Source organism: Streptomyces gilvosporeus (assembly GCF_002082195.1).
In the GTDB taxonomy this organism is placed as follows: Bacteria; Actinomycetota; Actinomycetes; order Streptomycetales; family Streptomycetaceae; genus Streptomyces; species Streptomyces gilvosporeus.
Window position 1 is genome coordinate 4,031,146 of record NZ_CP020569.1, and the last position, 25,071, is coordinate 4,056,216.

At 71.9% G+C, this 25,071-nt stretch carries 27 protein-coding genes; 18 read left to right on the forward strand and 9 right to left on the reverse strand.

Features of this window, described 5'->3' with window-relative positions; genetic code table 11:
• Position 1: 1 nt before the first annotated feature.
• The 3 genes from B1H19_RS17675 (at position 2) to B1H19_RS17685 (ending at position 2,545) form a co-directional block, all read left to right on the forward strand.
• On the forward strand, positions 2-772 hold the full coding sequence (locus tag B1H19_RS17675; protein WP_083105649.1) for a sulfite exporter TauE/SafE family protein: 771 nt from the start codon (positions 2-4) through the stop codon (positions 770-772).
• Between the two features lie 48 nt (positions 773-820).
• A complete protein-coding gene (locus tag B1H19_RS17680) occupies positions 821-2,032 on the forward strand; it encodes an NAD(P)/FAD-dependent oxidoreductase (protein ID WP_083105650.1) in 1,212 nt (403 codons plus the stop codon).
• 237 nt (positions 2,033-2,269) lie between these two features.
• On the forward strand, positions 2,270-2,545 hold the full coding sequence (locus B1H19_RS17685; protein ID WP_083105651.1) for a hypothetical protein: 276 nt from the start codon (positions 2,270-2,272) through the stop codon (positions 2,543-2,545).
• A gap of 218 nt (positions 2,546-2,763) precedes the next feature.
• Here B1H19_RS17685 and B1H19_RS17690 read toward each other — a convergent pair whose 3' ends face one another.
• A complete protein-coding gene (locus tag B1H19_RS17690; RefSeq protein WP_083105652.1) occupies positions 2,764-3,900 on the reverse strand; it encodes a MerR family transcriptional regulator in 1,137 nt (378 codons plus the stop codon).
• A 212-nt stretch (positions 3,901-4,112) separates the two neighbouring features.
• On the reverse strand, positions 4,113-5,459 hold the full coding sequence (locus B1H19_RS17695; RefSeq protein WP_083105653.1) for an amidohydrolase: 1,347 nt from the start codon (positions 5,457-5,459) through the stop codon (positions 4,113-4,115).
• Positions 5,460-5,637: 178 nt separating this feature from the next.
• Here B1H19_RS17695 and B1H19_RS17700 point away from each other — a divergent pair, with 178 nt between their 5' ends.
• From B1H19_RS17700 to B1H19_RS17720, 5 genes are all read left to right on the forward strand, one after another.
• A complete protein-coding gene (locus B1H19_RS17700; RefSeq protein ID WP_083105654.1) occupies positions 5,638-6,669 on the forward strand; it encodes a methyltransferase in 1,032 nt (343 codons plus the stop codon).
• 130 nt (positions 6,670-6,799) lie between these two features.
• Positions 6,800-7,126: a nuclear transport factor 2 family protein gene (locus B1H19_RS17705; RefSeq protein WP_083105655.1), complete on the forward strand. Its 327-nt coding sequence runs from the start codon at positions 6,800-6,802 to the stop codon at positions 7,124-7,126.
• A 25-nt stretch (positions 7,127-7,151) separates the two neighbouring features.
• Entirely contained in the window at positions 7,152-8,309 is a 1,158-nt protein-coding gene (locus B1H19_RS17710) for a low temperature requirement protein A (RefSeq protein ID WP_083105656.1), read from the forward strand.
• A 467-nt stretch (positions 8,310-8,776) separates the two neighbouring features.
• On the forward strand, positions 8,777-9,601 hold the full coding sequence (locus B1H19_RS17715; RefSeq protein ID WP_083105657.1) for a L,D-transpeptidase family protein: 825 nt from the start codon (positions 8,777-8,779) through the stop codon (positions 9,599-9,601).
• A gap of 41 nt (positions 9,602-9,642) precedes the next feature.
• Positions 9,643-10,776, forward strand: a complete 1,134-nt coding sequence (locus B1H19_RS17720; protein ID WP_083105658.1) for a P1 family peptidase — start codon at positions 9,643-9,645, stop codon at positions 10,774-10,776.
• 77 nt (positions 10,777-10,853) lie between these two features.
• Here B1H19_RS17720 and B1H19_RS17725 read toward each other — a convergent pair whose 3' ends face one another.
• Positions 10,854-11,570 carry a VIT1/CCC1 transporter family protein gene (locus B1H19_RS17725; protein WP_083105659.1) on the reverse strand — a complete coding sequence of 239 codons (717 nt, stop codon included), beginning with the start codon at positions 11,568-11,570 and terminating at the stop codon, positions 10,854-10,856.
• 85 nt (positions 11,571-11,655) lie between these two features.
• Between B1H19_RS17725 and B1H19_RS17730 the strand changes: the two genes are divergently transcribed.
• A complete protein-coding gene (locus tag B1H19_RS17730) occupies positions 11,656-12,267 on the forward strand; it encodes a YIP1 family protein (RefSeq protein WP_237289370.1) in 612 nt (203 codons plus the stop codon).
• A gap of 24 nt (positions 12,268-12,291) precedes the next feature.
• On the opposite strand, the gene B1H19_RS17735 is transcribed toward B1H19_RS17730, so the two are convergent.
• Positions 12,292-12,552 (reverse strand): hypothetical protein, encoded by a 261-nt coding sequence (locus B1H19_RS17735; protein ID WP_083105661.1) that lies wholly within the window; start codon positions 12,550-12,552, stop codon positions 12,292-12,294.
• A gap of 318 nt (positions 12,553-12,870) precedes the next feature.
• Here B1H19_RS17735 and B1H19_RS17740 point away from each other — a divergent pair, with 318 nt between their 5' ends.
• Together B1H19_RS17740 and B1H19_RS17745 are read left to right on the forward strand one after the other, a co-directional pair.
• Positions 12,871-14,106: a CaiB/BaiF CoA transferase family protein gene (locus tag B1H19_RS17740; RefSeq protein WP_237289371.1), complete on the forward strand. Its 1,236-nt coding sequence runs from the start codon at positions 12,871-12,873 to the stop codon at positions 14,104-14,106.
• An 83-nt stretch (positions 14,107-14,189) separates the two neighbouring features.
• Positions 14,190-15,518 (forward strand): L,D-transpeptidase, encoded by a 1,329-nt coding sequence (locus tag B1H19_RS17745; protein WP_083105662.1) that lies wholly within the window; start codon positions 14,190-14,192, stop codon positions 15,516-15,518.
• 88 nt (positions 15,519-15,606) lie between these two features.
• On the opposite strand, the gene B1H19_RS17750 is transcribed toward B1H19_RS17745, so the two are convergent.
• Positions 15,607-15,906 (reverse strand): hypothetical protein, encoded by a 300-nt coding sequence (locus tag B1H19_RS17750; protein ID WP_083105663.1) that lies wholly within the window; start codon positions 15,904-15,906, stop codon positions 15,607-15,609.
• A gap of 56 nt (positions 15,907-15,962) precedes the next feature.
• Here B1H19_RS17750 and B1H19_RS17755 point away from each other — a divergent pair, with 56 nt between their 5' ends.
• The 3 genes from B1H19_RS17755 (at position 15,963) to B1H19_RS17765 (ending at position 17,575) form a co-directional block, all read left to right on the forward strand.
• Positions 15,963-16,289, forward strand: coding sequence for a hypothetical protein (locus B1H19_RS17755; protein ID WP_107426036.1), 327 nt, complete (start codon positions 15,963-15,965; stop codon positions 16,287-16,289).
• A gap of 120 nt (positions 16,290-16,409) precedes the next feature.
• On the forward strand, positions 16,410-17,156 hold the full coding sequence (locus tag B1H19_RS17760) for a hypothetical protein (protein WP_083105665.1): 747 nt from the start codon (positions 16,410-16,412) through the stop codon (positions 17,154-17,156).
• 29 nt (positions 17,157-17,185) lie between these two features.
• Positions 17,186-17,575, forward strand: a complete 390-nt coding sequence (locus B1H19_RS17765) for a hypothetical protein (protein ID WP_083105666.1) — start codon at positions 17,186-17,188, stop codon at positions 17,573-17,575.
• An 84-nt stretch (positions 17,576-17,659) separates the two neighbouring features.
• On the opposite strand, the gene B1H19_RS17770 is transcribed toward B1H19_RS17765, so the two are convergent.
• Entirely contained in the window at positions 17,660-18,661 is a 1,002-nt protein-coding gene (locus B1H19_RS17770) for a sigma-70 family RNA polymerase sigma factor (RefSeq protein WP_083105667.1), read from the reverse strand.
• A 210-nt stretch (positions 18,662-18,871) separates the two neighbouring features.
• On the opposite strand from B1H19_RS17770, the gene B1H19_RS17775 reads away from it, so the two are divergent.
• Complete coding sequence (locus B1H19_RS17775) at positions 18,872-19,465, forward strand: GNAT family N-acetyltransferase (RefSeq protein ID WP_083105668.1); 594 nt, start codon at positions 18,872-18,874, stop codon at positions 19,463-19,465.
• A gap of 140 nt (positions 19,466-19,605) precedes the next feature.
• The gene (locus tag B1H19_RS17780) at positions 19,606-20,166 is read left to right on the forward strand and encodes a hypothetical protein (RefSeq protein WP_083105669.1); all 561 of its coding nucleotides are present in this window, start codon (positions 19,606-19,608) and stop codon (positions 20,164-20,166) included.
• A gap of 73 nt (positions 20,167-20,239) precedes the next feature.
• On the opposite strand, the gene B1H19_RS17785 is transcribed toward B1H19_RS17780, so the two are convergent.
• Positions 20,240-20,758, reverse strand: coding sequence for a pyridoxamine 5'-phosphate oxidase family protein (locus B1H19_RS17785; RefSeq protein ID WP_083105670.1), 519 nt, complete (start codon positions 20,756-20,758; stop codon positions 20,240-20,242).
• Positions 20,759-20,914: 156 nt separating this feature from the next.
• Positions 20,915-21,340: a pyridoxamine 5'-phosphate oxidase family protein gene (locus B1H19_RS17790; protein ID WP_083105671.1), complete on the reverse strand. Its 426-nt coding sequence runs from the start codon at positions 21,338-21,340 to the stop codon at positions 20,915-20,917.
• 307 nt (positions 21,341-21,647) lie between these two features.
• On the opposite strand from B1H19_RS17790, the gene B1H19_RS17795 reads away from it, so the two are divergent.
• Both B1H19_RS17795 and B1H19_RS17800 read left to right on the forward strand, forming a co-directional pair.
• Entirely contained in the window at positions 21,648-22,697 is a 1,050-nt protein-coding gene (locus B1H19_RS17795; protein ID WP_083105672.1) for a questin oxidase family protein, read from the forward strand.
• Between the two features lie 149 nt (positions 22,698-22,846).
• Positions 22,847-23,344, forward strand: coding sequence for a MarR family winged helix-turn-helix transcriptional regulator (locus B1H19_RS17800; protein WP_083105673.1), 498 nt, complete (start codon positions 22,847-22,849; stop codon positions 23,342-23,344).
• Between the two features lie 142 nt (positions 23,345-23,486).
• Here the strand turns inward: B1H19_RS17800 and B1H19_RS17805 are convergent, their stop codons facing one another.
• A complete protein-coding gene (locus B1H19_RS17805; RefSeq protein ID WP_083105674.1) occupies positions 23,487-25,040 on the reverse strand; it encodes an MFS transporter in 1,554 nt (517 codons plus the stop codon).
• Positions 25,041-25,071: the final 31 nt, after the last annotated feature.

The following is a 25,071-nucleotide window of genomic DNA, read 5'->3' on the forward strand; positions in this document are numbered from 1 at the left end:
CGTGTCCGTCGTCTTAGCCGCGACGGTTGCGGGGTGCGGGCTGCTGATAGGGGGGCTGCTGGGCGCGCTCGGCGGCGGCGGATCGATTCTGGCCGTACCGGCGCTGGTCTATCTGCTGGGCCAGTCGCCGCACGAGGCGACCGCAGGCGCCCTGGTGGTGGTCGCGGTCGGCGCGGTGAGCGGGCTGATCTGCCACGCCCGCGCGGGCCGGGTCCGCTGGGCGGCCGGGGCGGTCTTCGGTGCGCTGGGCACGGCCGGCAGCTACCTGGGCACCCGCTGGAGCGCGGCGCTGGACCCGGCGGTGCTGATGGCGGCGTTCGCGGGGCTCATGCTCGTGGTGGCGGCGGCGCTGCTGTTACGGGGCCGGCGGGATCGGGAAGCGCCCGCCCGGTCCCGGGCTCCCGCCCACCCCGCGCGGATCGCCGCGACCGCCTCCGCCGTCGGCCTCCTCACCGGCTTCTTCGGCGTCGGCGGCGGCTTCGTCGTCGTACCGGCGCTCACCCTGGTCCTGGGCCTGGAGATGCCGGTCGCCGTCGGCACCTCCCTCCTCGTCATCCTCGTCAACTCCGCGACGGCGCTGGCCACCCGGGCCGGTACGGGCCACCTGGACTGGCCGCTGCTGGCCGGTTTCGCGGCCTGTGCGGCGGCCGGGAGCTATTTCGGCAACCGCCTCGCCGCCCGGGTGCCCGCAGCCGCCCTGACCAGGTCCTTCGCCGCGCTGGTCGGCGTTCTCGCGCTGACCATGGCGGTATCCGCGATACCCCGCCTCTAGCGGGGGCCGACACCGCAACGTATCCATCCCCCAACCGAGAGGACCCCCATGACGCCGCCCCCCGCCCCGCACCACCACCAGATCCTGATCGTCGGCGGCGGTACCGCGGGCATCACCGTCGCCGCCCGGCTGCGCCGCGCCGGCGTCCGGGACATCGCGCTGCTGGAACCGTCGGAGACCCACTGGTACCAGCCGCTGTGGACGCTCGTCGGAGGCGGCCAGGCCCCGCTGCGGGCCTCCCTGCGCACCGAGGCGGAGGTGATCCCGCCCGGCGTGCGCTGGCTGCGCGAGCGGGCGAGCGCCGTCGACCCCGTCGCCCGTACGGTCACCACCACATCCGGCCGGGTCTTCTCCTACGGGCGCCTCGTCCTCGCCCCCGGCCTCCAGCTGGACTGGGACGGCATACCGGGCCTGGCCCCGGCCCTCGGCCACGGGGGCGTCAGCAGCAACTACCGGCCCGATCTGGCCCCGTACACCTGGGAGGCGATCCGCCGGATGCGCCGCGGTACGGCGCTGTTCACCATGCCGTCCGGCCCGGTCAAATGCGGCGGCGCACCGCAGAAGATCGCGTATCTGGCGGCCGACCACTGGCGCAAACGCGGTGTCCTCGGGGCGATCCGTATCATCCTCGTGCTTCCGGAACCGGCGATGTTCAAGGTGCCGGTGTTCGACCGGGCGCTGACCGAGACGGCCCGCCGCTACGGCATCGAGGTGCGGCTGAGCTCGGAGATGACGAGCCTGGACGGCGCCGCCCGCGAGGCCGTCGTCACCGATCACACCACCGGCGCCGCCGAGACCCTGCGCTACGACCTCCTGCACGCCGTACCCCCGCAACGCGCGCCGCAGTGGCTGGCCGAGAGCCCGCTCGCCGACCCCGCCTCGCCCCACGGGTACGTGGCGGCGGACCGTACGACCCTCCAACACCCGGACTTCCCCGAGGTGTTCGCGCTCGGCGACGCGGCCCATCTGCCCACGTCGAAGACCGGCGCGGCCATCCGCAAACAGGCCCCCGTCCTCGTCGCCAACCTCCTCGACGGCCTCCGCGGCCGCCCCGCCGCCGCCCACTACGACGGCTACACCTCCTGCCCCCTGGTCACCGCCCGCCACAAGATGCTCCTGGCCGAGTTCGACTACGACCTGCGTCCCGCACCGTCGATCCCGTTCCTCGACACCACCCGCGAGCGCACCGACATGTGGTTCCTCAAGCGCTACGGGCTGCCGCAGCTGTACTTCAAGGGGATGCTGAAGGGGTTGGCTTGACGACGGGGGCGGTGGGAGCGCCCGGCCCTTGAGGGTTGGATGGTCCCCTTGGTGTCATCGGGGCTGTGCCGGCCTGGAACGAGCCCGGTCACGAGGGCGATCGTCCCTGGCTTCCCCCCCTGCATTCGCGGTGCCGTCACCTCGATGGAGCAACCCGGCGTGATCTACACGTGGCTGGCGCGTTATCGCGGTGATCCCGGTGCACGACCGGGATCAGGACAGGAAGGAAGTTCCGTCATGGGTAAGGCACTGCGTGTGGCCGCGGGCACCCTGGGGGCCGGTGCGTTGCTGCTGTCGGCGGCAGGCGCGGCCGAGGCCGGAGGCCCGGACGGCGGGCACATCCATCAGAATATTCGCTGCACGCCGTCGTTCAGCATCACCAGCCTCCTGTTCCCCCCGGACAACGGTTGCACCATCTTCATCGACAACCACAAGAACCTCGGCCTCCTCTCGCAGACTGCCGGGGGCGACATCAGCGACACTGCCTTGCGGGCAGGCGGCGGCCGCCGCTGACACCGGCCCGGCATGTCGCAGCGCGACTGCGATAGGGCCCGCACCGTATGTCGGATGCTGTCGGTACATCCGGGTCCTGCGTGACGACGGCCTGTACGACCCCGTTGGGGTGGTGCAGGCCATCGTTGTGTTCAGGGTGGGTGGGTTCGGTGACGTTGCGCGGGCTGGAGCCGGGGGAGATTTCCGAGGGCCGGGTCATGGCCCGCGCGGCCGGTCCGCTACGCCAACTCCCCCACCGCGCACGCCACATTGTCCGGTGCCCCCGCGTCGTGGGCCAGGGCGATCACGTCGCGGACGGCGTCCTGGGGGGTGGAGGCGGCGGCGAGGGCGGCGGCGAGGGACTCGGTGGGGACGACGCCCGAGACGCCGTCGGTGCACAGGAGGTAGCGCTCGCGTGGGCGGGCCTCCAGGAGTTGGAGGTCGGGGGCGACGTCGTCGCCGTAGCCGAGGGCGCGGAGCAGCAGGGGGCGGTCGGGGTGGTGGGGGGCCTCCTCCGGGGTGAGCCGGCCCTCGTCGACCAGGGACTGGACCACGCTGTGGTCATGGGTGATCCGGAAGAGGCCGGAATCGCGCAGTACATAGGCGCGCGAGTCCCCTACGTGCAGCAGTCCCAGCCGCGAGCCCGAGCGCAGCAGTGCGGTCAGGGTGCAGCCGTTCGCCCCGTCCGCCCCGCTCGCGCCGCCCGCCGCCTGGACCGCGCGGTGGGCGCGCCGGGCCGCCTCCTCCAGGGCGCCGAGCAGGTCCGCGCCGGTGAGGTCCTGGTTTTCCAGGGGCCGGAGCGCGTCGAGGGCGGCGGCCGCGGCCTGCTCGCCGCGTTCGCCGCAGCCGTCGGCGACCGCGAGCAGCCGCGGTCCGGCGTGCGCGGCGTCCTGGTTGACCGGGCGGACCAGCCCCCGGTCGGTCCCGGCGGCGCTGGGGGCACCTCCCATGCCTTTAAGGCTATGGGGGAGCATGGCCAGGGAACGGCCGGGCGTGGGCGTGGAGTCTGTGGTCATGGCGGTGGTGTCCTTCCGCTTCAGCTGGTCGACGAGGAAGGCGGCCAGGTCCCGGCGGGCGGCGGTGTCCGCCTCGACCTGCGCCCAGTACGCGACGACCGCCTCGGCCGCCGCGCCGGGTGCCAGCTCGCACACGTCGCGGATACGGGCCAGCGGCATGCCGAGCCGGCGCAGCCAGGCGACCAGCCGGGCACGCTCCAACTGGGTCGGGGCGTAGCGGCGGTAGCCGTTGTACGGGTCGACATGGGCCGGGGTGAGCAGGCCGAGGTCGTCGTACAGCCGCAGGGCCTTCGGCGACAGCCGGGAGGCACGGGCGAAGGCGCCGATCGTCAGCAGTTCGCCGCCGCGGTCCGCGCTCATCCGCCGTCCCTCCCGTCCGCGTTCATCCGCCGGGGCTCCGGTCCTCGCCATCCGCCGGGACGCCGGTCCGCCGCCCTCCTCGTACCGGGCCTCTCGCCCGGTACGCCCGATGCTGGGCCTTCCCCCAGGGACAAGGTCAAAGGGGACGGACACACGAGGGACACACGGGGGGAAGGAACACCGTCCGACCCACCGCCCGACCCTCAACCTCCCTACGCAGCAAGCCGGTTGAGGGCACCGGAAACCATTGCCTGGACCCCCATCGTCAGCGTCGGCCGGACCACCGGTACGAAATGCGGGGAGTGGTTGGAGGGGATGTCCTGTGCCAGGCGGCCCGCGGCCAGGGCGGTGTGGAAGGCGTCCGGGTCCCATCCGCCCAGCCACCAGTAGTACAGCGGTGCGTCGGCGGCGGTGGCCAGGAGGCCGGCGTCCTCGCTGCCGGAGGCCGGGTGATAGGGGAACAGGCGCTGGGCGCCGAAGAGTTGGGTGAATTGGGCGTTGACCTGGTGCAGGGTCGGGGAGTCGTTGACGGTGACGGGGAAGGAGTCGAGGATCTTCATCTCGGGGGTGCGGTCGGCGCCGGAGGCGGTGGCCTCGGCACCGGCGATGCGTTCGATGGCGGCCAGGACCCGGGTGCGTACGGTCTCGTCGAAGGTGCGCACGCTCATGCGGACGACGGCCCGGTCGGGGATGACGTTGGCGGTGTCGCCGGCGTGGAAGGAGCCGACGCTGACCACGGCCTGGTCCTTGGCGGCGACCTCGCGGGCCACCACGGACTGCACCCGCTGGACGAAGGACGCCGCCATCAGGATGGGGTCGATGGTGGTCTCGGGGCGGGAGCCGTGGCCGCCGATGCCGTGGAAGGTGATCTCCAGGCTGTCGGCGGCGGCCATGCAGGCGCCGGGGCAGTAGGCGATCAGCCCGGCGGCCAGCGGGGCGACGTGCTGGGCCAGCACCACATCGGGGACGGGTACCAGGCCCTTGCTGTAGAGGCCGTCGTCGAGCATCGCCTGGGCGCCGTTGCCGATTTCCTCGGCGGGCTGGAAGAGCACGATCAGGGTGCCGGACCACTGCTCGCGGGCCGCGGCGAGCAGGTCGGCGGCGCCCAGGAGGCAGGTGACGTGGACGTCGTGACCGCAGGCGTGCATCCGGCCGGGGGTGGTGGAGGCGTAGGCGAGGCCGGAGTGTTCGGTGACGGGCAGGGCGTCCATGTCGGCGCGCAGCAGGACCACCGGGCCGGGGCCGTTGCGCAGGACGCCGGTGACGCCGGTGCCACCGATACCGGTGGTGACGTCGTAGCCGTGTGCCGTCAGCCGGCGGGCGGCCAAGGCGGCGGTACGGGTTTCCTGGAAGCCGAGTTCGGGGTGGCGGTGCAGATCCTCGTAGAGCGCCACCAGGTCCGCGAGGCGGTCGTCGAGCGGGGCCAGCGCGGCGTCGAGGACGGGCCGGGCGACGAGGGGTTCGGAGTCGGGGGAGACGCCGTCGGTGGGCGGCGTGTCGCCGTGCAGGAGGGTGCGCGAGAGGTCACTTACGGGTCGGGAGTGGTCGCTGTCGCTCATACGGGCATTCGACCATGAACGGCCGCGGCGGCGCCCTGGGGTGTACGTACCGGACGGCATCGGTCCGCTCCCGCCCGGCTGGCCGGACTTCGCGGGTCGTCGCTGTCAGCCTCGTGACACCCGCGCCCCCTCCTGCCACCGTGAATCAGCCCGCCCACGCCGTTGATTGGAGGCAGACATGGCCCTCGCATCCACCCCGCCGAACGGCGCGCCCGGCGATATCGCGGCCCATCTGATGGAGCAGGCGATGGGCCATCTCTTCTCCGCCGCGCTGCGCACCGCGGCCCAGTACCGCATCGCGGATCATCTGGCCGAGGGCCCGCGCACCGTCGAGCAGTTGGCCGTCGCCACCGACACCCACGCCCCGCATCTGCGCCGGGTGCTGCGCTATCTGGCCACCCGCGGCATCTTCCGGGAGGACGCCTCGGGCGCCTTCCAGCTGACGCCGGCGGCCCGGGTGCTGCGCACCGGCGTCCCCGACTCGCTGCATCCCGCCGTGATGCTGATCACCGACGAGCTGTTCCGGCGGACGGCGGAGGGCATGCCGGAGGCGGTGCGGGAGGGCGGCGCGGCCTTCGAACGGCTCGTCGGGGCGCCGCTCTTCGCGCATCTGGCGGCCGATCCGCAGCGGCGTGCGCTGTTCGACACCGGGATGGCGTCGCTGTCGGCCCCGGTGGACGAGGCGGTGGCCGCGGCGTATCCGTTCCCGCAGACCGGCACGGTCGTGGATGTGGGCGGTGGCCGCGGCGGGCTGCTGCGCGCCGCGCTGCGCCGTCATCCGCAGCTGACCGGGGTGCTCTTCGATCAGCCGCCGCCGCTGGCCCGTCATCTGCTGGACGGTGACGAGCTCAAGGGCCGCTGGCGCACCGAGGAGGGCGATTTCTTCGTGTCCGTGCCGGCGGGCGGCGACGTGTACGTCCTCAAGCATGTGCTGCACGACTGGCCGGATGCGGACTGCCGGCGGATTCTGCGTACCTGTCACGGGGCGATGGCCCGCGGCAGCCGACTGCTGATCGTCGACTCCGTGCTGCCGCCCGGCAATGCGCCGCATTTCGGCAAGACGATGGATGTCGCGATGATGGCGCTGCTGGACGGGCGGGAGCGGACCGCGGAGGAGCTCGCGACGCTGCTGTCGGACGGGGGATTCCGGCTGACCCGGGTGCTGCCGACGGCGGCGTTCCCCTCGATCGTGGAGGCGGTGGCGGAATAGCGGCGCGGTCGCGACACGACACGCCGCGGCCCCGCCGCGCTCGCCGGTGCCGGGGCCCGCGCGGGTTGTACTGATGCCACCCGCGCCGCCGCCCGGGGCCGGAGTCCGTGCACGGAGCCAAGGAGCCGCCATGCCCACCCCGCCGCTGCCCGCGCCCGTCGACCGTGCCCTGCGCGCCGCCAACGGCGGGGACATCGACGGTTTTCTCGCCGCCTTCGCCGACGACGGGGCGGTCAACGACTGGGGGCGGGAGTTCCGCGGGCCCGAGGAGATCCGCGAATGGAGCGACGCCGAGTTCATCGGCCGCCAGGTGACCTTGGAGGTGACGGCCGTACGGGCCCAGGGCGCCACCACCGTCGTCAGTCTCCAGGTCGGCGGCAACGGCTACACCGGCCCGTCCGATTTCGCCTTCACCGTCGAGGGCGACCGCATCACGCTGATGCGGATCACCGGCTGACCGCCGGCCGGGGCGAGGAGCTGCCGTGACGGTCCCCATGCGGGCGCGCAGCCGCCGGGAGGCGCATCGCGCCGCCACGCCGCTGGAGCTCTTCTTCGACCTGTGCTTCGTCGTGGCCATCGCGCAGGCCGGTCGTCAGCTGGTGCACGCCCTGGCCGAGGGGCACTGGGGGCACGGCATCGGGGGCTATCTGATGCTGTTCTTCGCGGTGTGGTGGGCGTGGATGAACTTCAGCTGGTTCTCGTCGGCGTACGACACCGATGATGCGCTCTACCGGGTGGTGACCCTGATCCAGATCGCGGGGGTGCTGATCCTGGCCGCGGGTGTGCCCAGGGCCTTCGCCGCCGGCGATTTCGGGGTGGTGTGGTTCGGCTTTCTGGTGATGCGGCTGGCGATGGTCTCGCAGTGGCTGCGGGCCGCGTACGGCTGCACGGGCGCCGAGCGGCGGACCGCGCTGACGTACGCGGTGGGGGTGACGGTCTGCCAGGTCGGCTGGCTGGGCCTGCTGATCGTGCCCGCGGGGGACGTGCCGTGGGTGTTCGCCGTCGTGGGCGCGCTGGAGCTGGCCGTGCCGGCGGTGGCGGAGCGTACCTGGCAGACGGCCTGGCATCCGCATCACATCGCCGAGCGCTACGGGCTCTTCCTGATCATCGTGCTCGGCGAGACCATCTCCGCGGCCACCGTCGCCGTGCAGTCCGCGCTGGACGAGAACGACGAGCTGGGCGTCCTGCTGCCGCTCGCGGGCGGCGGGCTGCTGCTGGTGTTCGCCGCGTACTGGATCTATTTCGCGGTCCCCATCCATCTGCATCTGCGCTCCAACCGCCAGGCGTTCCTGTGGGGCTACGGCCACTATCTGGTCTACGTGTCGGCGGCGGCGATCGGCGCGGGTATCGAGATCGCGGTGGAGGAGTCGGTGGGCTCGGCGCATCTGTCGCTGCGCGCGGCGTCGGCGTGTGTCACGGTGCCGGCCGCGCTGTTCATGTTCACGGTGTGGCTGATCCACTCGCGCCACCAGAAGCGCGGCCCGGCGCAGCAGCTGGTGCTTCCGGTGTCGTCGGTGGCGGTGCTGGCCTGCACGTTCGCGGGTCAGCTCGCGGTGCTGGCGGCCGGGCTGGTGGCGGCGGCCACGGTCGCGATGGGGGCCACCCTGACGGCGCGGCAGGGGACGGCGCTGGAGGGGTAGCGGATGCGGTGCGTTACGGGTTGCGCCACGGCTTCGCCCGTAAGCGTGCCGAACGGCCGTACGCGGCCACCGGACCGGGCGAATATTCCGAGGGCAAGGGCGAGTCAGCCAACTGCCCCGAGTCCGCGCCTACTTGGCGAGGGATTCGGCCATCTTGGGCCGTCCGGGACCGGCTGTCCCGTCGCGCTCACCACCCCCGCAATCCCCGCCAATTCCCCGCGAACGGCGACCACTTCCGGTTACTTCACCCTCTTGTCCCTCACCCCTCACTGGGGTCGAGGGTCGACCGCCGACACGAACGCGCTAGGGTGCAGATTGCCCTTTTTATGCCTGCGGGTTTTCGTCCCGGCGGCCCGTCGGCGGCGGTCCGGTACGGGAATTGCGCGCGGCACGAGAAGGGCGCCGGTCTTGCCGTGGGTGCAGGATCGGCCCGTCACGGTCCGCCCGTATCCGAGGAGACACCCGCCATGGCCCGCCACGCACAGCCCAGCGCGCCCAAGAGCCTGTCCCGGCGCAGCAAGGCCGTCGGCGGCCTGGCCCTGACCACGCTGGTGGGCACCGCACTGTGGGCCTGGCCGGCCTCGGGGGACGACCACAACGGTCTGGCCGACGGCAAGCAGCCCGCGCCCAAGGCGGCCAGCAGCCCGGACGCCGCCCCCAAGGCCCCCGCCCCGAAGGCCGCGCCGGACCCCGCGTCCGGCCTGCTCCGCGCCATCCCCGGTCTGAGCGACACCGTCCGCAAGCAGATACCGGAGAACGCCCGCCAGGTCCTCGTCGTCAGCGGCCGCGACGGCAACTCGTTCGAGTCCCGGGTCATCCTCTACACCCGCGCCACGGCCGCGGACGAGTGGCGGCCCGGCCGCGCCTGGGACGCGCACAACGCCGCGCACGGCTGGACCGACGACCACCACTACGGCGATCTGCGCTCCCCGGAGGGCGTCTACACCCTCACCGACGCCGGCGGCCGGCTGCCCGCCCCGGACGGCACCAAGCTCCCCTACGACCACAACCGCGACTTCGTCGCCCATGGCACCGGTGTCGAGGGCGAGCCGCTGGCCGGCGCCTTCGACTACGTCATCGCCATCAACTACAACCGGGTGCCGGGCACCTCGCCGCTCGACCAGCAGCGGCCGAACGGCGCGTTCAAGGGCGGCGGCGTCTGGCTGCACGTCGACCACGGCGGCCCCACCCAGGGGTGTGTGAGCCTCAAACCGGACGCGATGCGCGATCTGCTGCGCACCCTGGACCCGGCGCTGCACCCCGTCATCGTGATGGGCCCGTCGGGCCGCTGAGCCCCGGCATGCGCCACCGCGCGCCGTGGTACCCATGAGCCATGGCTGACGCACCGCAGCAACCGCACGGGCCACACGGGCCGCATCTGCCGGGGCCGCACGACGCGCTGACCGACGTCGTCGGCCTGCGGGTGGGCCATGCCGAGCGGACCTCCGGCGGCTATCTGACCGGCACCACCGTGGTGCTGGCCCCCGAGGGCGGCGCGGTCGCGGCCGTCGACGTACGGGGCGGCGGGCCCGGCACCCGGGAGACCGACGCGCTGGACCCGCGCAATCTCGTCCAGCGGGTGGAGGCGGTCGTGCTGACCGGCGGCAGCGCTTTCGGGCTGGATGCCGCCTCCGGTGTCATGGCCTGGCTGGAGGAACACCGCCGCGGCTTCCGGGTCGGCGCCGATCCCGACCAGGTCGTCCCCGTCGTGCCCGCGGCCGCCCTGTTCGACCTGGGGCGCGGCGGCGACTGGCGGGCCCGGCCCGATGCCGCGCTGGGCCGGGCGGCCGTCGAGGCGGCGGCGCACACCGACCCGCGCTCGCCGGTGGCACAGGGCAACACCGGCGCCGGTACGGGCGCGGTGGCCGGGGGCCTCAAGGGCGGCATCGGGACCGCGAGCGCCGTCCTCGACTCGGGCGTCACGGTCGCCGCGCTGGCCGCCGTCAACTCGGCCGGGGCCTTCGCCGACCCGGACACTGGCGCGCTGTACGGGCGGCTCGCGGGCGGCCCGGCCGCCTTCCCCTCCCCCGAGGTGCATGCCGCCGCCCAGCGCCGCCTCGCCGAGGCCCGGGACCTCTCCCGGGCCCGTGCCGCCGCCTCGCTCCGCCCGCCGCTGAACACCACCCTCGCGGTGGTCGCCACCGACGCCGTCCTCGGCCGCGCCCGCACCCACAAGCTGGCCGGTGTCGCCCACGACGGTCTGGCCCGCGCCGTCCGCCCGGTCCATCTCCTGTCCGACGGCGACACGGTCTTCGCGCTGTCCACCGGCACCCGCCCGTTGGCCCCCGAAGACTCCCTGGCCGACCCCGTGTTCGGGGTGCATGCCGAGGCCGGTGCGCTCAACGAGATCCTCGCCGCCGGGGCCGATGTGCTGATGCGGGCCGTGGTCAAGGCGGCGCTGGCGGCGGAGACGGTGGACGGGCCGGGCGGGTGCTTTCCCTCGTACCGGGATCTGTACGGGGGCTGAGGCGCCCTACCGGGGCCGGTTCACGGGGCCGACGCGCCCTCAGCGAGCGTCGGCCCGCCCGGTGGCATGCCCCGGCGTCACGCCCCCGTGGCCCCCAGCAGCACACCCGCCACATAGGTCACCGCCATCGCCAGCGCGCCGCCCGCGGTGTTGCGCAGCACCGCGGGGCGGGGCGGGGCGGCGCCCATCCGGGCGCTGCTCCAGCCGCACACGGCGAGCGCGGCGAGCACCGCGCCGACGGTGACCGGCAGGCGCACCGCGGCGGGCGGCAGCACGATCGCCAGCAGTGGCAGCAGGGCGCCCGCGGTGAAGGCGAGGAAACTGGCGCCGGCCGCATGCCAGGGGTTGGTCAGCTCGTCGGGGTCGATGCCCAGCTCGACCTCGGCGTGGGCGCGCAGCGCATCGTGCTCGGTGAGCTGCTCGGCGACCTCCCGGGCCAGTTCGCGGCTGATGCCCTTGCCCTCCAGGAGCTCGGTCAGCTCGACGAGTTCGGCCTGCGGTGCGGTGGCCAGTTCGCGCTTCTCCAGGGCCAGGGCGGCCTTTTCGGAGTCGCGCTGGGTGGAGACGGAGACGTATTCGCCCGCGGCCATCGACATGGATCCGGCCAGCAGTCCGGCCAGTCCCGCCGTCAGCAGGGTGGTGCGGTCACCGGTGGCGCCGGCGACGCCGACGACGAGTCCGGCGGTGGAGACGATGCCGTCGTTGGCGCCGAGGACCGCGGCCCGCAGCCAGTTGAGGCGGCTGCCGAGCGTGCCGCCGTGCGCCTCGTCATGGTCCGGTCGTGGAAGACTCACCGGCCGAGCGTCTCATTCACGGCGGTGGTGGCGCCGCTCGACGCCCCCTCTCCGTCGCGAAAGGGGCGGTGGTAAAAACGGCCGTATGTCCGCACCACCTCCCCCCTCCCCGCCGCCCACGCTCGTCCAGCCGCCGTCCCGTCCGCCCGCGCCGCGCCGCCGGATGTGGTGGCACCGGCTGATCCTGGGGCTGTGGTACCGGCCGGTGGAGACCCTGGACGAGGCACGGGACCGGGGGACATGGGGTGCGGCGGTGATGCTGTCGCTGGTCAGCGGGCTGATCGGAGTGGTGTCGGTGACGCCGTTCCGGCAGCAGTGGACGGCCGACCGCGCCGCGGCGCTGCAAGTGGCCGGGCTGGCCGAGGCGGGCATCCTGCTGGCCAGCCTCGCCCTGGGGGCGGTCACCCACGGCATAGCGCGCACGCTCGGCGGCAGCGGCCGCTTCTCGCCGACCGCAAGCCTGTTCATCGTGGTGTTCTGGGTGACGGATCTGCCGCGGCTGGCGATCGTGGCCTGGCTGCCGACCGATGCCACCTTCGTCCAGGCCGCCACCTATGCGACCTGGGGGTTCGGCTTCGCCCTCGCGGTGCTGCTGATCCGCGGTCAGCATCATCTGACGACGCTGAAGTCGGCGGCCGCGGTGTCCGTACAGATGCTGGCCGCGCTCGCGCTGCTGCGGCTGGGCCCGGTCCGCTGACGGAGGCCGCGGGCTCGGCGGGCGCTAACCGCGGCCCGTCAGCTGCCGTACGAGTCCGGCGAACGCCTCCCGCTCCGCGGCGCTGAGCTCCACGCACTCCGAGGGCGGGCCGCCGGGCCCCGTCTGCCGCGGCACCGAGCCGAGCAGCCGCCGCCGTCCGCGCCCGGCCGAGGCCAGATGGCGGGCCCGCCGCACGAGTCTGACCAGAGCGAGGGCCCAGGCGACGGTCGCCGCGAGCAGTACGGCGAGCATGACCTGCTGCAGAATCGAAACGGAGGGGATCATCCGGTCCTCCAGTCGGGCGCGGGGCTGAGGTCTGCCGGGCGGATCGGGCCGTTCCCGGGCAATGGACCGGTCTCTTCCGCCGGTTCCATTGGACACCACGGGCCACGGCTTCCAACAGGGGATCTAGCCCGTAATTCGCTAAGTGACGTATCTCCTATGACATTTCGGCGCATTCCGCTCGACTGACCCGTGGCGCGCCCCCGCCCCTTCCGGCGCGGCCAGATCCGCCCCGGCGCCTTGGACAGCCCGGAGCCTTCCCCTCGGCGAAGATCGCCGGTGACGATGGCGGCGCCCGTCCCCGACGCGAGGAGTACGCACGTGCCGCAGCAGCCCCAGCCGCCCCAGCGCCCCTCCCCCGCCGCCCTCGACGGCATCCTCGTGGCCGACTTCAGCCGGGTGCTGGCCGGGCCGCTGGCCGCCGCCACCCTCGCCGACCTGGGGGCCGAGGTGATCAAGGTGGAGCGGCCGGGCACCGGCGACGACACCCGCAGCTGGGGCCCGCCGTTCGTCCCCGACGCCGCACCCGCGGGCGACGGCGGAGCCCAGCAGGGCACCACCGCCGCCTACTTCGACGCCGCCAACCGCTCCAAGCGCGGCCTGGCCCTGGACCTCGGCGACCCGGACGACGCCGCCGCGGCCCGCGAACTGGCCCGCCGGGCCGATGTGCTGATCGAGAACTTCCGCCCCGGCTCGCTCGCCAAGTACGGCCTCGACGCCGCCGCCACCCGCGCCGCCAACCCCGGTCTCGTCCACTGCACCCTCACCGGCTTCGGTTCCGGCGCGGGCGCCTCCCTTCCCGGTTACGACTTCGTGGTGCAGGCCGTCGGGGGGCTGATGAGCATCACCGGGGAGGCCGGCGGTCCGCCGCTGAAGGCGGGTGTGGCGCTGGTGGACGTGCTGACCGCCAAGGACGCCACGGTCGGCATCCTGGCCGCGCTGCGGCACCGCGACCGCACCGGCGAGGGCCAGCTGGTGGAGGTCAATCTGCTGTCCTCGCTGCTCGGCTCGCTGGTCAACCAGGCGTCCGGACACCTGGCCACCGGCCGCGACCCGGGCCCGATGGGCAACCGTCACCCCAGCATCGCGCCGTACGAAACGCTGGCCTGCCGGGACGGCCTGCTGGCCGTGGCGGTGGGCAACGACCGCCAGTTCCGGGCGCTGGCGACGGAGCTGGGGGTGCCGGAGCTGGCGGACGACGCCCGCTTCGCCCGCAACCAGGACCGGGTGCGCCACCGCGGCGATCTCGTCGCGGCGCTGGAGGAGCAACTGGCCGCGGACACCCCGCAGGGCTGGACGGAGCGGCTGGGTGCCGCCTCGGTGCCGTGCGGGCCGGTCAATTCGCTCTCCCAGGCGCTGGAGCTGGCGCGGCGGCTGGGGCTGGACCCGGTGGTCCCGGTCGGGGAGGGGCGCATCGCCCAAATCGCCAGCCCCCTGCGGCTGTCGGGCACCCCGGTCGCCACCCCCTTCGCGCCACCCCGTCTGGACGAACACGGCACGGCGCTGCGAACCTGGTTGTCGGGGCCCGTCGACCAGCCCCTCCCCCCGCGGATGTGACCTTCGTCACATGACGGCCAAGTCCGCAACCAAACCCGCCCACAGGTGCTGTTTACCAGCACGGAAATACACAACACCCCTGTATGGAGCAGCTCGTGACATCGCCGGACAACCCCGCACCCGCCTGGTTCCGCACCTCGCACCAGTCGCTCCAGTCACCCGGGCAGCTCACTTCGGACGCTCCGCGCCGCGCGCGCCGGACCCGCCGTACGCTGGCCGTGACCGCGCTGATCGCGGCGGGCGCGCTGGCCCTGTCGGCCTGCGGCGGCGACGCGGAGGCGGGCGGCCATGACGCGAAGAACGGCCAGGCCGGTGCGGACGCCGCGGCCAAGAAGGACTCGTCGGACGCCAAGATCACGGTGTCGGCGAAGGACGGCGCCACCGACGCCAGCATCAACGACATCGGGGTGAAGGTCACCGGCGGCAAGTTGACCGATGTGAAGCTCACCGTGGCCGACACCGGCGCCCCGGTGGCCGGTGCCATATCTGACGACAAGTCGTCCTGGAAGCCCGGCGTGCAGCTGGAGCGGGGCACCAAGTACAAGATCGTGGCCAACGCCAAGGACGCCAAGGGCCGTCCGGCCACCGAGAACGCGACCTTCTCCACCGTCTCGTCGGCCAACAGCTTCATCGGCTCCTTCACCCCCGACAACGGCAAGACCGTCGGCGTCGGCATGCCGGTGTCCTTCAACTTCGACAAGGTGATCACCAACAAGAAGGACGTCCAGTCCCACATCAAGGTCACCTCCAGCAGCGGCCAGCAGGTCGTCGGCCACTGGTTCGGCGCCCAGCGCCTGGACTTCCGGCCGCAGGACTACTGGAAGGCCGGCTCCAAGGTCACCATGAAGATCGACCTGGACGGGGTGAAGGGCGGCAACGGCATCACCGGCGTCCAGTCCAAGACGGTCACCTTCACCATCGGCCGCTCCCAGGTCTCCACCGTCGACATGGACACCCAGACCATGACGGTCAAGCGGGACGGCCAGACCATCAAGTCCATCCCGATCTCCGGCGGCAGCCCCGAGCACCCGACCTACAACGGCCAGATGGTGATCTCGGAGAAGTTCGAGCAGACCCGTATGGACGGCTCGACGGTCGGCTTCGGCGGCGAGTACGACATCAAGGACGTCCCGCACGCCATGCGGCTGTCGTCCTCCGGCACCTTCATCCACGGCAACTACTGGGGCGCGTCCTCCGTCTTCGGCAAGTCCGGCACCAGCCACGGCTGCGTCGGCCTCCAGGACAACAAGGGCGGCGGCGGTGACACCCCCGCCAAGTGGTTCTACAGCCAGTCGCTCGTCGGCGATGTGGTCGTCGTGAAGAACTCCCACGACCAGACCGTCCAGCCGGACAACGGCCTCAACGGCTGGAACCTTTCCTGGTCGCAGTGGAAGGCGGGCAGCGCGGTCTGATCCGACCCGATACGCCTGACAGTGGGCCGGTCCCTTACGGGGGCCGGCCCTTCGGCTTTTGCGAGGCGGGGGTTACGGGGGTGGCCGCTCAGCCCTTCTTCCGGCGCGCACGGTGCCGCAGGAAGAAGAAGAGCGCCAGCCCGGCGTGCGTCACGAACACGGCAAGGAGCGGAAGGTCCTTGCGCCGGCTTTCCGCGAAGGCGAGATACGTCCACACCCAGGGAACGAGGACGACGAGGCCGAGGGGGATCCGCCGCCAGGCGTCCGCCTGACGCTGCGCATATGCATCGGCCGGGCTGCGCGTCTCACCGCCACCGCCGAGTTCGAGCGGCGGCAGTTCGTTGCCGCCGCCCTTGCCATTGCCGTTGCCGCCGAAGGTCCTCACCACGGCTGTAAGGTACCGAAGCGTAAAGGGCGAGTCAATGACTCCTAAAGGAGCTCCCATTGGGCTTTTCGGTTGATCCAGACGATTTGACCGGTTTCGGCAAGCAGGTGAAGCGGGCCTCCGACCATGTCGAGGAATCGCGCGACTACGTGAAGAAGTCCTGCGAGATGTTCGCCATGGATGTCGGCCCCATATCGACGGTGGCACAGCTGTGGGACGGCGGGCATACGGATGTGGTGGACCGCGTGCAGAACACCCTCAAAGCGCTGCACAGGATTCTCGCGTCGTCGTCCGCGGAATTGTTGAGTTCGGCGAGGCATTACGACGCAACCGATCACGACGAGTCCCGGAAGATGGATGCCACCTATCCGGCTTCCAAGCGCTGACCGGAAAGTCGACGGAAAGCTCGATGGGAACGTTGACGGAAACATCGACGGAAACGTTGACCGGAAAGGCGCGCGGAATCTCTTGAATCCGGGCATACGGACGACGCGGGGAGAAGGAATATGGGATTCGCGGATGTAGCAGACCCGACCGGTCGCCTGGTGGCGCCGAAAGTCGACGGGGACAAGGAAGAACCGGAGGGGGGAATCGTCAAGGACCTGCTCTCCTTCGGCGATGTCCTGAGCCCGTCCTGGGTGATCAGCAAGGGGCTGGAACTCGCCTTCGACTTCAATCCGGTCGACGAGGCGAAGAAGCTGATCGCCGGCGACTGGGAGGAGTACGCGGAGTGCGCCAAGGCGTGGAAGGCCATGGGCGACTTCTGCGAGGACCTCGCGGAGAACATCAGGGCCGGTAACCGGGCCCTCGACAAGTCCTGGAACGGAAACGCCGCGGACGCCGCGTATATCTACTTCGATACGCTGGCCAAGGACATCGCGGACATGAAGCACTCCTTCAACGAGCTGAAGGAGAGCTACGAAAAAACCACCGAAGCGGTCTGGAACACCGCGGAGGCCTGCGGAGATCTGCTCCAGGGAATCCTCGACACCGCGGCGATCGTGGGGCTGACCGCACTCGCCGGCGCCTCTACGAGTTTCACGCTGTTCGGTCCGGTCATCGCGGTCGGCGCCGTCGCCGGCGAGATCATCGCCATGATCAATATGTGGTCGAAGCTGACGACGGCCATCAGTGAACTCCAGACCATGCTCAACGGGTCCATCGGACTCGTCACCGGCATCAGCTCGTCGATCGAGGCCAAAGCCGTGAAATTCCCGTTGCCCGGCAGGGCCTATGACAGCCCGGTGGCCTGACCGCACCGAAGGAAAGAGAGCGCCACACCATGCAGAACGGCAGTGAACCACGCGAGGTCGGCGATGTGGAATTCATGGGTCTGGCCAGGGACGAGGCAAAGGCCCGGATGCTCCGGAAAATCATGCAGAACCTGTCGAAGGGCGACGCCGACGACCCGCTGACGGAGCTGGCCAGGGACGTGATGTCGGGCCGCAGGGGAATCCGGGAAGCCCTGGACACCATGCCCCGGGACGAATCCCTCGACACGCGGTTCGACGCCTTCCAGCAGCGCTGGGACGCCATGTCGGAGAGCGACCGGCTCGCCGCGGAACGGGAGAGCACCGCGTATCTGGCGGAACAGCACCGGGAAATCAGGGCGGAGCGCGAGGCGGCGGGTCACACGGGCACGACCCCGCCGCGCCATCGCGCCCGCGGCTGACCACGCGTCAGGCGGCGGCCGCCGCCCGCCGTTCCCCGGCGGCGGCCGTTATGGTCCCGGCTTCGGCTCCGGGGCGGAGGCCGGTTACGCCGCCGCGTCGAACCCCGTGTCCCGCGCCATCCGCTTCAGCTCCAGCAGCGCATGCTTCTCGATCTGGCGGATCCGCTCGCGGGTCAGGCCGTGCTGCTTGCCGACCTCGGTCAGGGTGCGCTCGCGGCCGTCCTCGATGCCGTAGCGCGCCTTGATGATCGAGGCGGTGCGCTGGTCGAGACGGTCGATCAGGTCCTCCAGCTCCTCGCTACGCAGCAGCGTGAGCACCGACTGCTCGGGGGAGGCGGCGGAGGTGTCCTCCAGCAGATCGCCGAACTGGGTCTCGCCGTCGTCGTCCACCGACATGTTCAGGCTGACCGGGTCGCGCGCCCAGTCCAGGACGTCGGTGACGCGGGCGGGCGTGGAGCCCAGCTCGCCGGCGACCTCCTCGGGCTCCGGGTCGCGGCCGTTCTCGCGGTTGAACTCGCGCTGCACGCGGCGGATCCGGCCCAGCTCCTCGACGAGGTGCACGGGCAGGCGGATGGTGCGCGACTGGTCGGCGATGGAGCGGGTGATGGCCTGCCGGATCCACCAGGTGGCATACGTCGAGAACTTGAAGCCCTTGGCGTAGTCGAACTTCTCCACGGCCCGTACCAGTCCGGCGTTGCCCTCCTGGATCAGGTCGAGCAGCGGAAGACCGGCGCGCGGGTAGCGGCGGGCCACGGCGACGACCAGCCGCAGGTTGGAGCGGATGAAGATGTCCTTGGCCTTGGCGGCCTCCTCGGCCAGGGCCTCCAGCTCCTCGCAGGTGGCACCCGCGGCATTGCCGTCGGTGACCTCGCCGTCCAGGATCTGCCGGGCGTAGACACCCGCCTCGATGGTCTGGGACAGCTCGACCTCCTTGGCGGCGTCGAGCAGGGGTGTGCGCGCGATCTCGTCGAGATACATGCCGACCAGGTCGCGGTCGGCGATCTCCCCGCCTACGGCGCGAACACTGTTGGCCCCGTCAGAATCGCGGCTGCTTTCCTGGCGGCGGGCGACGGCACGGGTTGCCATGCGTGTGCTCCCTTTGCGATGTTGGGGTCTCCCCTGCTCGAGCGAAGCCGAGAGCTTGGGGAAGGTCGCGGGACAGTGGAGCGGGAGACTCGATCATCGACCGAGCGACCCGTCCGAAGGAAACAACGGCTGGAATCCGGACAGAATTCCCATGCCGCGACCCTATTTTTCTGATCATGCAGTACCCTGCCTCCTCGCAAAGGAGGCGAGATGCTGTCCGGGAGCGGAGACGTGCAGGTCAGAGCGGGGGTCGAGGCCGATCTCACGGCCCTGACGGAGCTCTACAACCACTACATTCGCGAGACGTCCATCACGTTTGACACCGAGCCGTTCACTCCCGATCAGCGTCGCCCGTGGCTGCTCTCCCACCCCAAAGACGGCCCCCACCGGCTTCTGGTTGCGCAGGAGACGGGGGCGGTGGGGTCACCGGGGGCGGCGCGCGCCACCGGGGAGCCTGCCGGGGCGCCCGCCGCCGGGGCACTGCTCGGTTACGCGACCAGCAGCCCCTTCCGCCCGAAGGCCGCCTACGCCCCGTCCGTCGAGGTCACGGTCTACTGCGCGCCGCACGCCACCGGCCGCGGCATCGGCAGCCTGCTCTACGGGGCCCTCTTCGAGGCGCTGGCCACCGAGGACGTGCACCGCGCCTTCGCCGGCGTCGCCCAGCCGAACGCGGCCTCGCACCGCCTGCACACCCGCTTCAGCTTCCGTCACGTCGGGACCTACACGGAGGTGGGCCGGAAGTTCGGCCGCTACTGGGACGTCGCCTGGTACCAGAAGGACCTGGACGCCGCCGCCTCCGGTTGACGCCCCGGCCGGCTGAGCCCGGCCCCGCCCCGGCCGCTCCGGTTGACGCCCGCCGCACGCGGGTGTCGCCTGGACGGAGAGCCCTTGCGGGAGCCGGTGTCGGCCCTCCCGTACCTCAGGGCGAGCGAGAGGAGCCCGGCATGGAAACGCACCCCGAGCGGCGCGAGACCCCGCGGACCCCCGAGGCGCGGGCGGCCCGCTCACACGGCACCGTCGAGCCGGAGCACGGCGCCAGCGCCGTCACCCCGGACACCGGCCTCCGGATCCCGGGCACCACGCGCCGGGTCCCGGCGACCGTCACCGTGCCGATTCTCGCGGCGCTCGCCTTCGGCTGCTTCACGATCTTCCGGACGCACACCGCCGGTATCAAGGGCGGCCCGGCCCTCCTCTACGGAGTGGGCACGGCCGTGGTCTCGGGAGCGCTGGGGCTCTATCTGGTGCACTTCCAGCGGACCATGATCACCGAGACCCGTGCGGCGGCGTACGGCGCCCTCTTCGGGGCCTCGATAGGCTGGGTCTACAGCCTCGGCGGCGAAGCGGTCCTCAAGTCGGCCGGCTTCGGCCTCGGCATGGGCGCCGTGATGTTCGTCGTCTCGCTCTATGTCTTCCGCACGCACCGCATCCGCGAGCCGCACGGCCTGCACCGACCCCACCCGGCCCACCACACCCGTCTCCCCCAGCGCCTCCACGCGGCACACTGACACCACCGGCGCCATCGGTCTCACCGGCCCCCTTGCCCTCGGGGCCGGTAACCCCTGCGCCTTCGCCACCCGCTCATTCCCCGTAGAGCCGCGGGTCGCCGGACGTCCGCCGGACCCTGCGCAGCGGCCGGTCCGGCTGCCAGATCTCCAGCACCATCCAGGGCGCCTCGGTGGACGTCCGGACCACCCCCGTCAGCTCCGCCCGGAACAGGTGGAACGGCTCCGGCGGCTTCGCCTCGGCCGCATAGCGTGCGACCGTCCCGGCGTCGGTGACCTCGACCGCCCGCCCGGACACCCGTACATCGCCGCCGGTCAGGTCGGTCCCCGGGCCGGGGTTGGCGTGCAGCGAGAACCGGGGGTCACGCCGCAGGTCGAGGGCCTTGCGCGAGCCGACCATCATGCCCAGCCACAGCTCCCCGTCGCGGAAGTCCGCCTCCAGACCGGTCAGCCGCGGCGCCCCGTCCTTGCGCAGCGTCGCCAGGACGTGATGCCGGAAGGCCCCGAACCGCTCCCGCACCCGCCCGGCGAACTCCGGCTCCGCCGCCTCGACCACCGCCCAGGCCGCGCCCGTACCCATGCCCTCATTGGTCATGCGACCACCTTCGCCGCAATACCTGACACCTCCTGTCCTCTATTCGTCTCCTGTCCCCTCTTCGTCTGTCCCCTCTTCGTCTTCGCCGCGACTGTTCGTCCTCGCTGCGACGGGTTCACACGGGTGCGTCGCGGCACGGTGCACGGCGACGCGCCCTCACTCCGAAGGGCCCAGATCCGCCGCGTTCCACCGCTCCGGGCGCAGTCGTATGCCGATCAGCTCCTCGCCGTGCGCCAGCACCCCCGCCGCGTACTCCGCCACCTTCTCGGCCGACAGGTAGCGGCCCGCCACCTCGTTGACCAGCTCCGGCGTCACCTCGACGAAGGCGGCACGCCCCTCGACGGCCGTATAGCGATAGGTCGGCGAGGTGGTCTGCACAGTCAGCGTGAAGCGGCCGGCCTCCTGTATCAGCCGGGCCTTGCGCGACGTACGGCCCGTGAAGAGCACGACGTCACCACCGGGGCGGTAGGCGTACCAGACCGGCGCCGTCACCGGCCCGCGCGCGCTCCCCACCGAGACGGACAAGACCGCCACCAACGGCTCGGCGAGAAAGTGCTCTCGCTCTTCCACGGACAGCGCCATCCCAGCCTCCCGACATCGCAGACCCTCGGCGCACACACTCCGGACCTCACGGCCCCCTCCCCTCCAAGCTCACACACCCCCGCCATACCGCCACTCGGCCTGCCACCCTCGCCCCTCCCCCACTCCGCTCCCGGCTCCCCACCACCCCGTCCACACCCACGACTTCAGAGTGCCACCGCCCACTGACAATCGCCTCCGCCGCGCGCTCCACCACGCGCTGCCCGCGCTCTCACCTGCGGCCTTACGACCACCGGCGTAGGGCCGCAGCCCGTTACGCGGCGCCCCGGTGCCGACCTAGCCTCGGGCCATGGATACGACGAGCGGCACCCTCGACGAAGCCCTGGAGCGCCTGCACACCACCGGCCCCGAGTTCCACGGCTTCTTGAGCAATCACGGGCCGATGGCCGTGGAGGCCCTGGTCCGGCACGGGCAGGCCGAAACCGTTCACCGCTGGCTCGATGCGTACGCGGCCAAGCTGGAGGACGTACCCGGCCCGCAGTCCCCCGTGGACGACGCCAACTGGCAGGAAGCGCTGGGCGACAGGCGCCGGGTCACCGACTGGACCACCTATCTGACGCGGCAGGTCGCCGAACGCCCCTGGCGCGAGGTGCTGGCCGAGTGGTGGCCGCGGCTGCTGCCCGGTATTGCCGGCGCCGCCACGCACCCCGTGATCCGCGTCGGCCATGCCGTACGCGTGCTCCTGGAGGAGGGCGAAGAGGCGCCGCGCATCGCCGAGTTGGCGCATGCGATCGGCTACTGGGCGGCCCGGCACACCACCCTCCCGGTGACCGTGCGCCCCACCGGCACCGCCTCCCCCGCCGACACCCTGGCCGCCCTGCCGCGCGTCGCCGAACCGTTCGTCCGCCCCCTCGACGGGCTGGCCCAGCTGCCCGAGACGGACGGATGGCTGACGGCCGCCGAGGCTCTGGACGCCCCGCAGGACCCGGACGCCGCCCGCGATCAACTGGCCGCCGTCGTACGGGCCGCCACCCACCGCTATGCCGCATACGGCCACGGCAGCCCGGTCCTGCTCGTCCACGCGGCCACCGCCCCGAACGCCGTCCTGCGCACCCTCCCGGCCCTCCCCCGCGCCCTGTGGGCACCGTCCCTCGGCGCCGCCTGGGCCGCCACCGCCGCCCTGACCTCCGTCTACTCCGCCGCGGAACCGCTGCCGCCGCTTCGGGCCGGCACGCTCACCCCGGAGGAAGTCTTCGAGCGCGCCGCCGCCCACGGGGACGAGCACGTCATCAAGCTGACCGACACGGCCCTGGACGTGGCCTCCTGGGCCCCCGCCGGCGACGACCGTGCGCTGACCGCCGGCCTCCGTGCGCTGGAACTGATCGCGTCACCCGCCTGAAGGGCGGGCGCCGGGGATGCCACGGCCGCGCACCCGTATGCGCGGCCCCTCGCCCCCTCGTCCCTCCTTGATCGCGCCGTCCGACACCACTCACATCCAGCCATTGTTAAACCTTCAAGAACTTACCTGTCGGTGAGAGAGTGGATGGCATGAGCAACGAATCCGCAGCCGAGCCGCGCTGGCTCAGCGACGAGGAGCAATACGCCTGGCAGTGCTACCTCCATGCCTCCATGCTTCTGGAGGATCACCTGGACCGCCAGCTTCAGCGTGACGCCGGGATGCCGCACGTCTATTACGGCCTGCTCGTCCAGCTCTCCCTCGCGCCGCGACGCCGGAAGCGGATGACCGAGCTGGCTCAGAGCGCCAAGATCACCCGTTCCCGCCTCTCGCACGCCATCGCCCGTATGGAGAAGAACGGCTGGGTGGTCCGCGAGGACTGCCCGTCCGACAAACGGGGCCAGAATGCCCACCTCACGGATGAGGGCATGCGGGTCCTGGAGAAGGCCGCCCCCGGCCATGTCGCCGCCGTACGCGCCGCGATCTTCGACCGGCTCAGCCCCGAGCAGATCGGCCACCTGGCCGAGATCTGCCGGGCCATGGCCGATGGACTTCAGCCAAAAGGCGCCGATCTCCCCTGGCTCCGTTGAGAGATCGCAGACCGATCGCCGACGGACCGGGCTCGACGCCGGGAAAGGCCACGACCTGGCCGTACGCACAACGGAAAAGGGGCGGCCCCAAGGCCGCCCCTCCCCTCTCACGTACGCAGCGCTCCGGACGCGCCGCCCGTCCTCAGTGGACCATGACCGGAACCTGAACCTCCGAGTCCCCACCGGTCGCCGCATCCGCGTCCGCACCCGCATCCGCCCCCGCACCGTCACCGGACGAGGCCGCCGGGGAACCGCCCCCCTGATGCCCGGTGTTGATGAAGACGAACGCGATGGCCGCCGCCAGCACCAGGATGCCGACCGCCCACCAGATGGCGGCGGTGTAGCCGTGCACCATCGACTGGAGCTTGAGCAGCTGCCGCGAGGGCGCGCCGGCCGCATGCGCGGTGGCGTACGCGGTGGTGGCGCTCGCCGCGATGGTGTTCAGCAGGGCCGTGCCGATGGCGCCGCCCACCTGCTGCGAGGTGTTGACCATGGCCGAGGCGACACCGGCATCGCGCGGCTGCACGCCGTGCGTGGCCAGCGACATGGCCGGCATGAACGCCGTACCCATACCGAGGCCCAGCAGCAGGAACGCGGGAAGGATCAGCGCCGGGTAGGACGTGTCCAGATCGATCCGGGTCAGCACCAGCATCCCGGTGGCGGCGACCACGAAGCCGGGCGCCATCAGCAGCCGCGGCCGGACGCGGGTCATCAGCCGGGCACCGATCTGCGTCGAGCCGGTGATCATGCCGGCGATCATCGGCAAGAAGGCCAGACCGGTCGTCACCGGGCTGTAGCCCTTCACGATCTGAAGGTAGTAGGTCAGGAAGAGGAAGAGACCGAACATGCCGATGATCGCCAGCCCCAGGGAGGCGTAGACACCGCCGCGGTTGCGCTCGGCGACCACCCGCAGCGGCAGCAGCGGGGCCTTCACCTTCGACTCGACCAGCACGAACGCCAGCAGCAGCGCGGCGGCCGCGGCGAACAGCCCCAGGGTCGGGCCGGCCAGCCAGCCGTCCGACTCGGCGCGGGTGAAGCCGTAGACCAGCGAGACCAGGCCGAGCGTGGCCAGGATGACGCCGGGGACGTCCAGCCGGGAGGAGTTACGGCCCTCCGCGGGCTCACGGATGACCAGGACGGCGCCGGTCGCGGCGACCACGGCGAAGGGGATGTTGACGAAGAAGGTCCAGCGCCAGTTCATGTACTCGGTCAGCAGACCGCCGAGGATCAGCCCCACGGCGCCGCCGCCACCGGCGATGGCACCGAAGATGCCGAACGCCTTGGCCCGCTCCCTGGCCTCGGTGAACGTCACCGCCAGCAGCGACAGCGCGGCCGGCGCCAGCAGCGCACCGAAGACCCCCTGGAGCGCCCGCGCGCCCAGCAGCATTCCCTGGTTGACCGCGGCCCCGCCCAGCGCGGAGGCGGCCGCGAAGCCGATGAGTCCGATGATGAAGGTCCGCTTCCGTCCCCACAGGTCGGCGACCCGCCCACCGAAGAGCAGCAGCCCGCCGAAGGCCAGGGCGTAGGCGGTGATCACCCACTGCCGGTTGGCGTCGGTGATGCCGAGGGCCTTCTGGGCGGAGGGCAACGCGATGTTCACGATGGTCGCGTCGAGGACGACCATCAGCTGGGCGAGAGCGATGAATATCAGCGCTTTCCAGCGCCGGGGATCGACGTGCGGGACGGTTTCAGACATGGAGGGATCCACCTAGCGGTGCGGTGAGCGA

Coding starts and splice junctions, on each gene's coding strand:
- B1H19_RS17785 (WP_083105670.1), bottom strand. CDS start 20,758: ATGACCAATGAGGGCATGGGTACGGGCGCGGCCTGGGCGGTGGTCGAG.
- B1H19_RS17700 (WP_083105654.1), top strand. CDS start 5,638: ATGGCCCTCGCATCCACCCCGCCGAACGGCGCGCCCGGCGATATCGCG.
- B1H19_RS17715 (WP_083105657.1), top strand. CDS start 8,777: ATGGCCCGCCACGCACAGCCCAGCGCGCCCAAGAGCCTGTCCCGGCGC.
- B1H19_RS17720 (WP_083105658.1), top strand. CDS start 9,643: ATGGCTGACGCACCGCAGCAACCGCACGGGCCACACGGGCCGCATCTG.
- B1H19_RS17800 (WP_083105673.1), top strand. CDS start 22,847: ATGAGCAACGAATCCGCAGCCGAGCCGCGCTGGCTCAGCGACGAGGAG.
- B1H19_RS17690 (WP_083105652.1), bottom strand. CDS start 3,900: ATGAGCGCGGACCGCGGCGGCGAACTGCTGACGATCGGCGCCTTCGCC.
- B1H19_RS17760 (WP_083105665.1), top strand. CDS start 16,410: ATGGGATTCGCGGATGTAGCAGACCCGACCGGTCGCCTGGTGGCGCCG.
- B1H19_RS17685 (WP_083105651.1), top strand. CDS start 2,270: ATGGGTAAGGCACTGCGTGTGGCCGCGGGCACCCTGGGGGCCGGTGCG.
- B1H19_RS17680 (WP_083105650.1), top strand. CDS start 821: ATGACGCCGCCCCCCGCCCCGCACCACCACCAGATCCTGATCGTCGGC.
- B1H19_RS17770 (WP_083105667.1), bottom strand. CDS start 18,661: ATGGCAACCCGTGCCGTCGCCCGCCGCCAGGAAAGCAGCCGCGATTCT.
- B1H19_RS17745 (WP_083105662.1), top strand. CDS start 14,190: ATGGAGCAGCTCGTGACATCGCCGGACAACCCCGCACCCGCCTGGTTC.
- B1H19_RS17775 (WP_083105668.1), top strand. CDS start 18,872: ATGCTGTCCGGGAGCGGAGACGTGCAGGTCAGAGCGGGGGTCGAGGCC.
- B1H19_RS17790 (WP_083105671.1), bottom strand. CDS start 21,340: ATGGCGCTGTCCGTGGAAGAGCGAGAGCACTTTCTCGCCGAGCCGTTG.
- B1H19_RS17705 (WP_083105655.1), top strand. CDS start 6,800: ATGCCCACCCCGCCGCTGCCCGCGCCCGTCGACCGTGCCCTGCGCGCC.
- B1H19_RS17730 (WP_237289370.1), top strand. CDS start 11,656: ATGTCCGCACCACCTCCCCCCTCCCCGCCGCCCACGCTCGTCCAGCCG.
- B1H19_RS17765 (WP_083105666.1), top strand. CDS start 17,186: ATGCAGAACGGCAGTGAACCACGCGAGGTCGGCGATGTGGAATTCATG.
- B1H19_RS17695 (WP_083105653.1), bottom strand. CDS start 5,459: ATGAGCGACAGCGACCACTCCCGACCCGTAAGTGACCTCTCGCGCACC.
- B1H19_RS17780 (WP_083105669.1), top strand. CDS start 19,606: ATGGAAACGCACCCCGAGCGGCGCGAGACCCCGCGGACCCCCGAGGCG.
- B1H19_RS17795 (WP_083105672.1), top strand. CDS start 21,648: ATGGATACGACGAGCGGCACCCTCGACGAAGCCCTGGAGCGCCTGCAC.
- B1H19_RS17805 (WP_083105674.1), bottom strand. CDS start 25,040: ATGTCTGAAACCGTCCCGCACGTCGATCCCCGGCGCTGGAAAGCGCTG.
- B1H19_RS17735 (WP_083105661.1), bottom strand. CDS start 12,552: ATGATCCCCTCCGTTTCGATTCTGCAGCAGGTCATGCTCGCCGTACTG.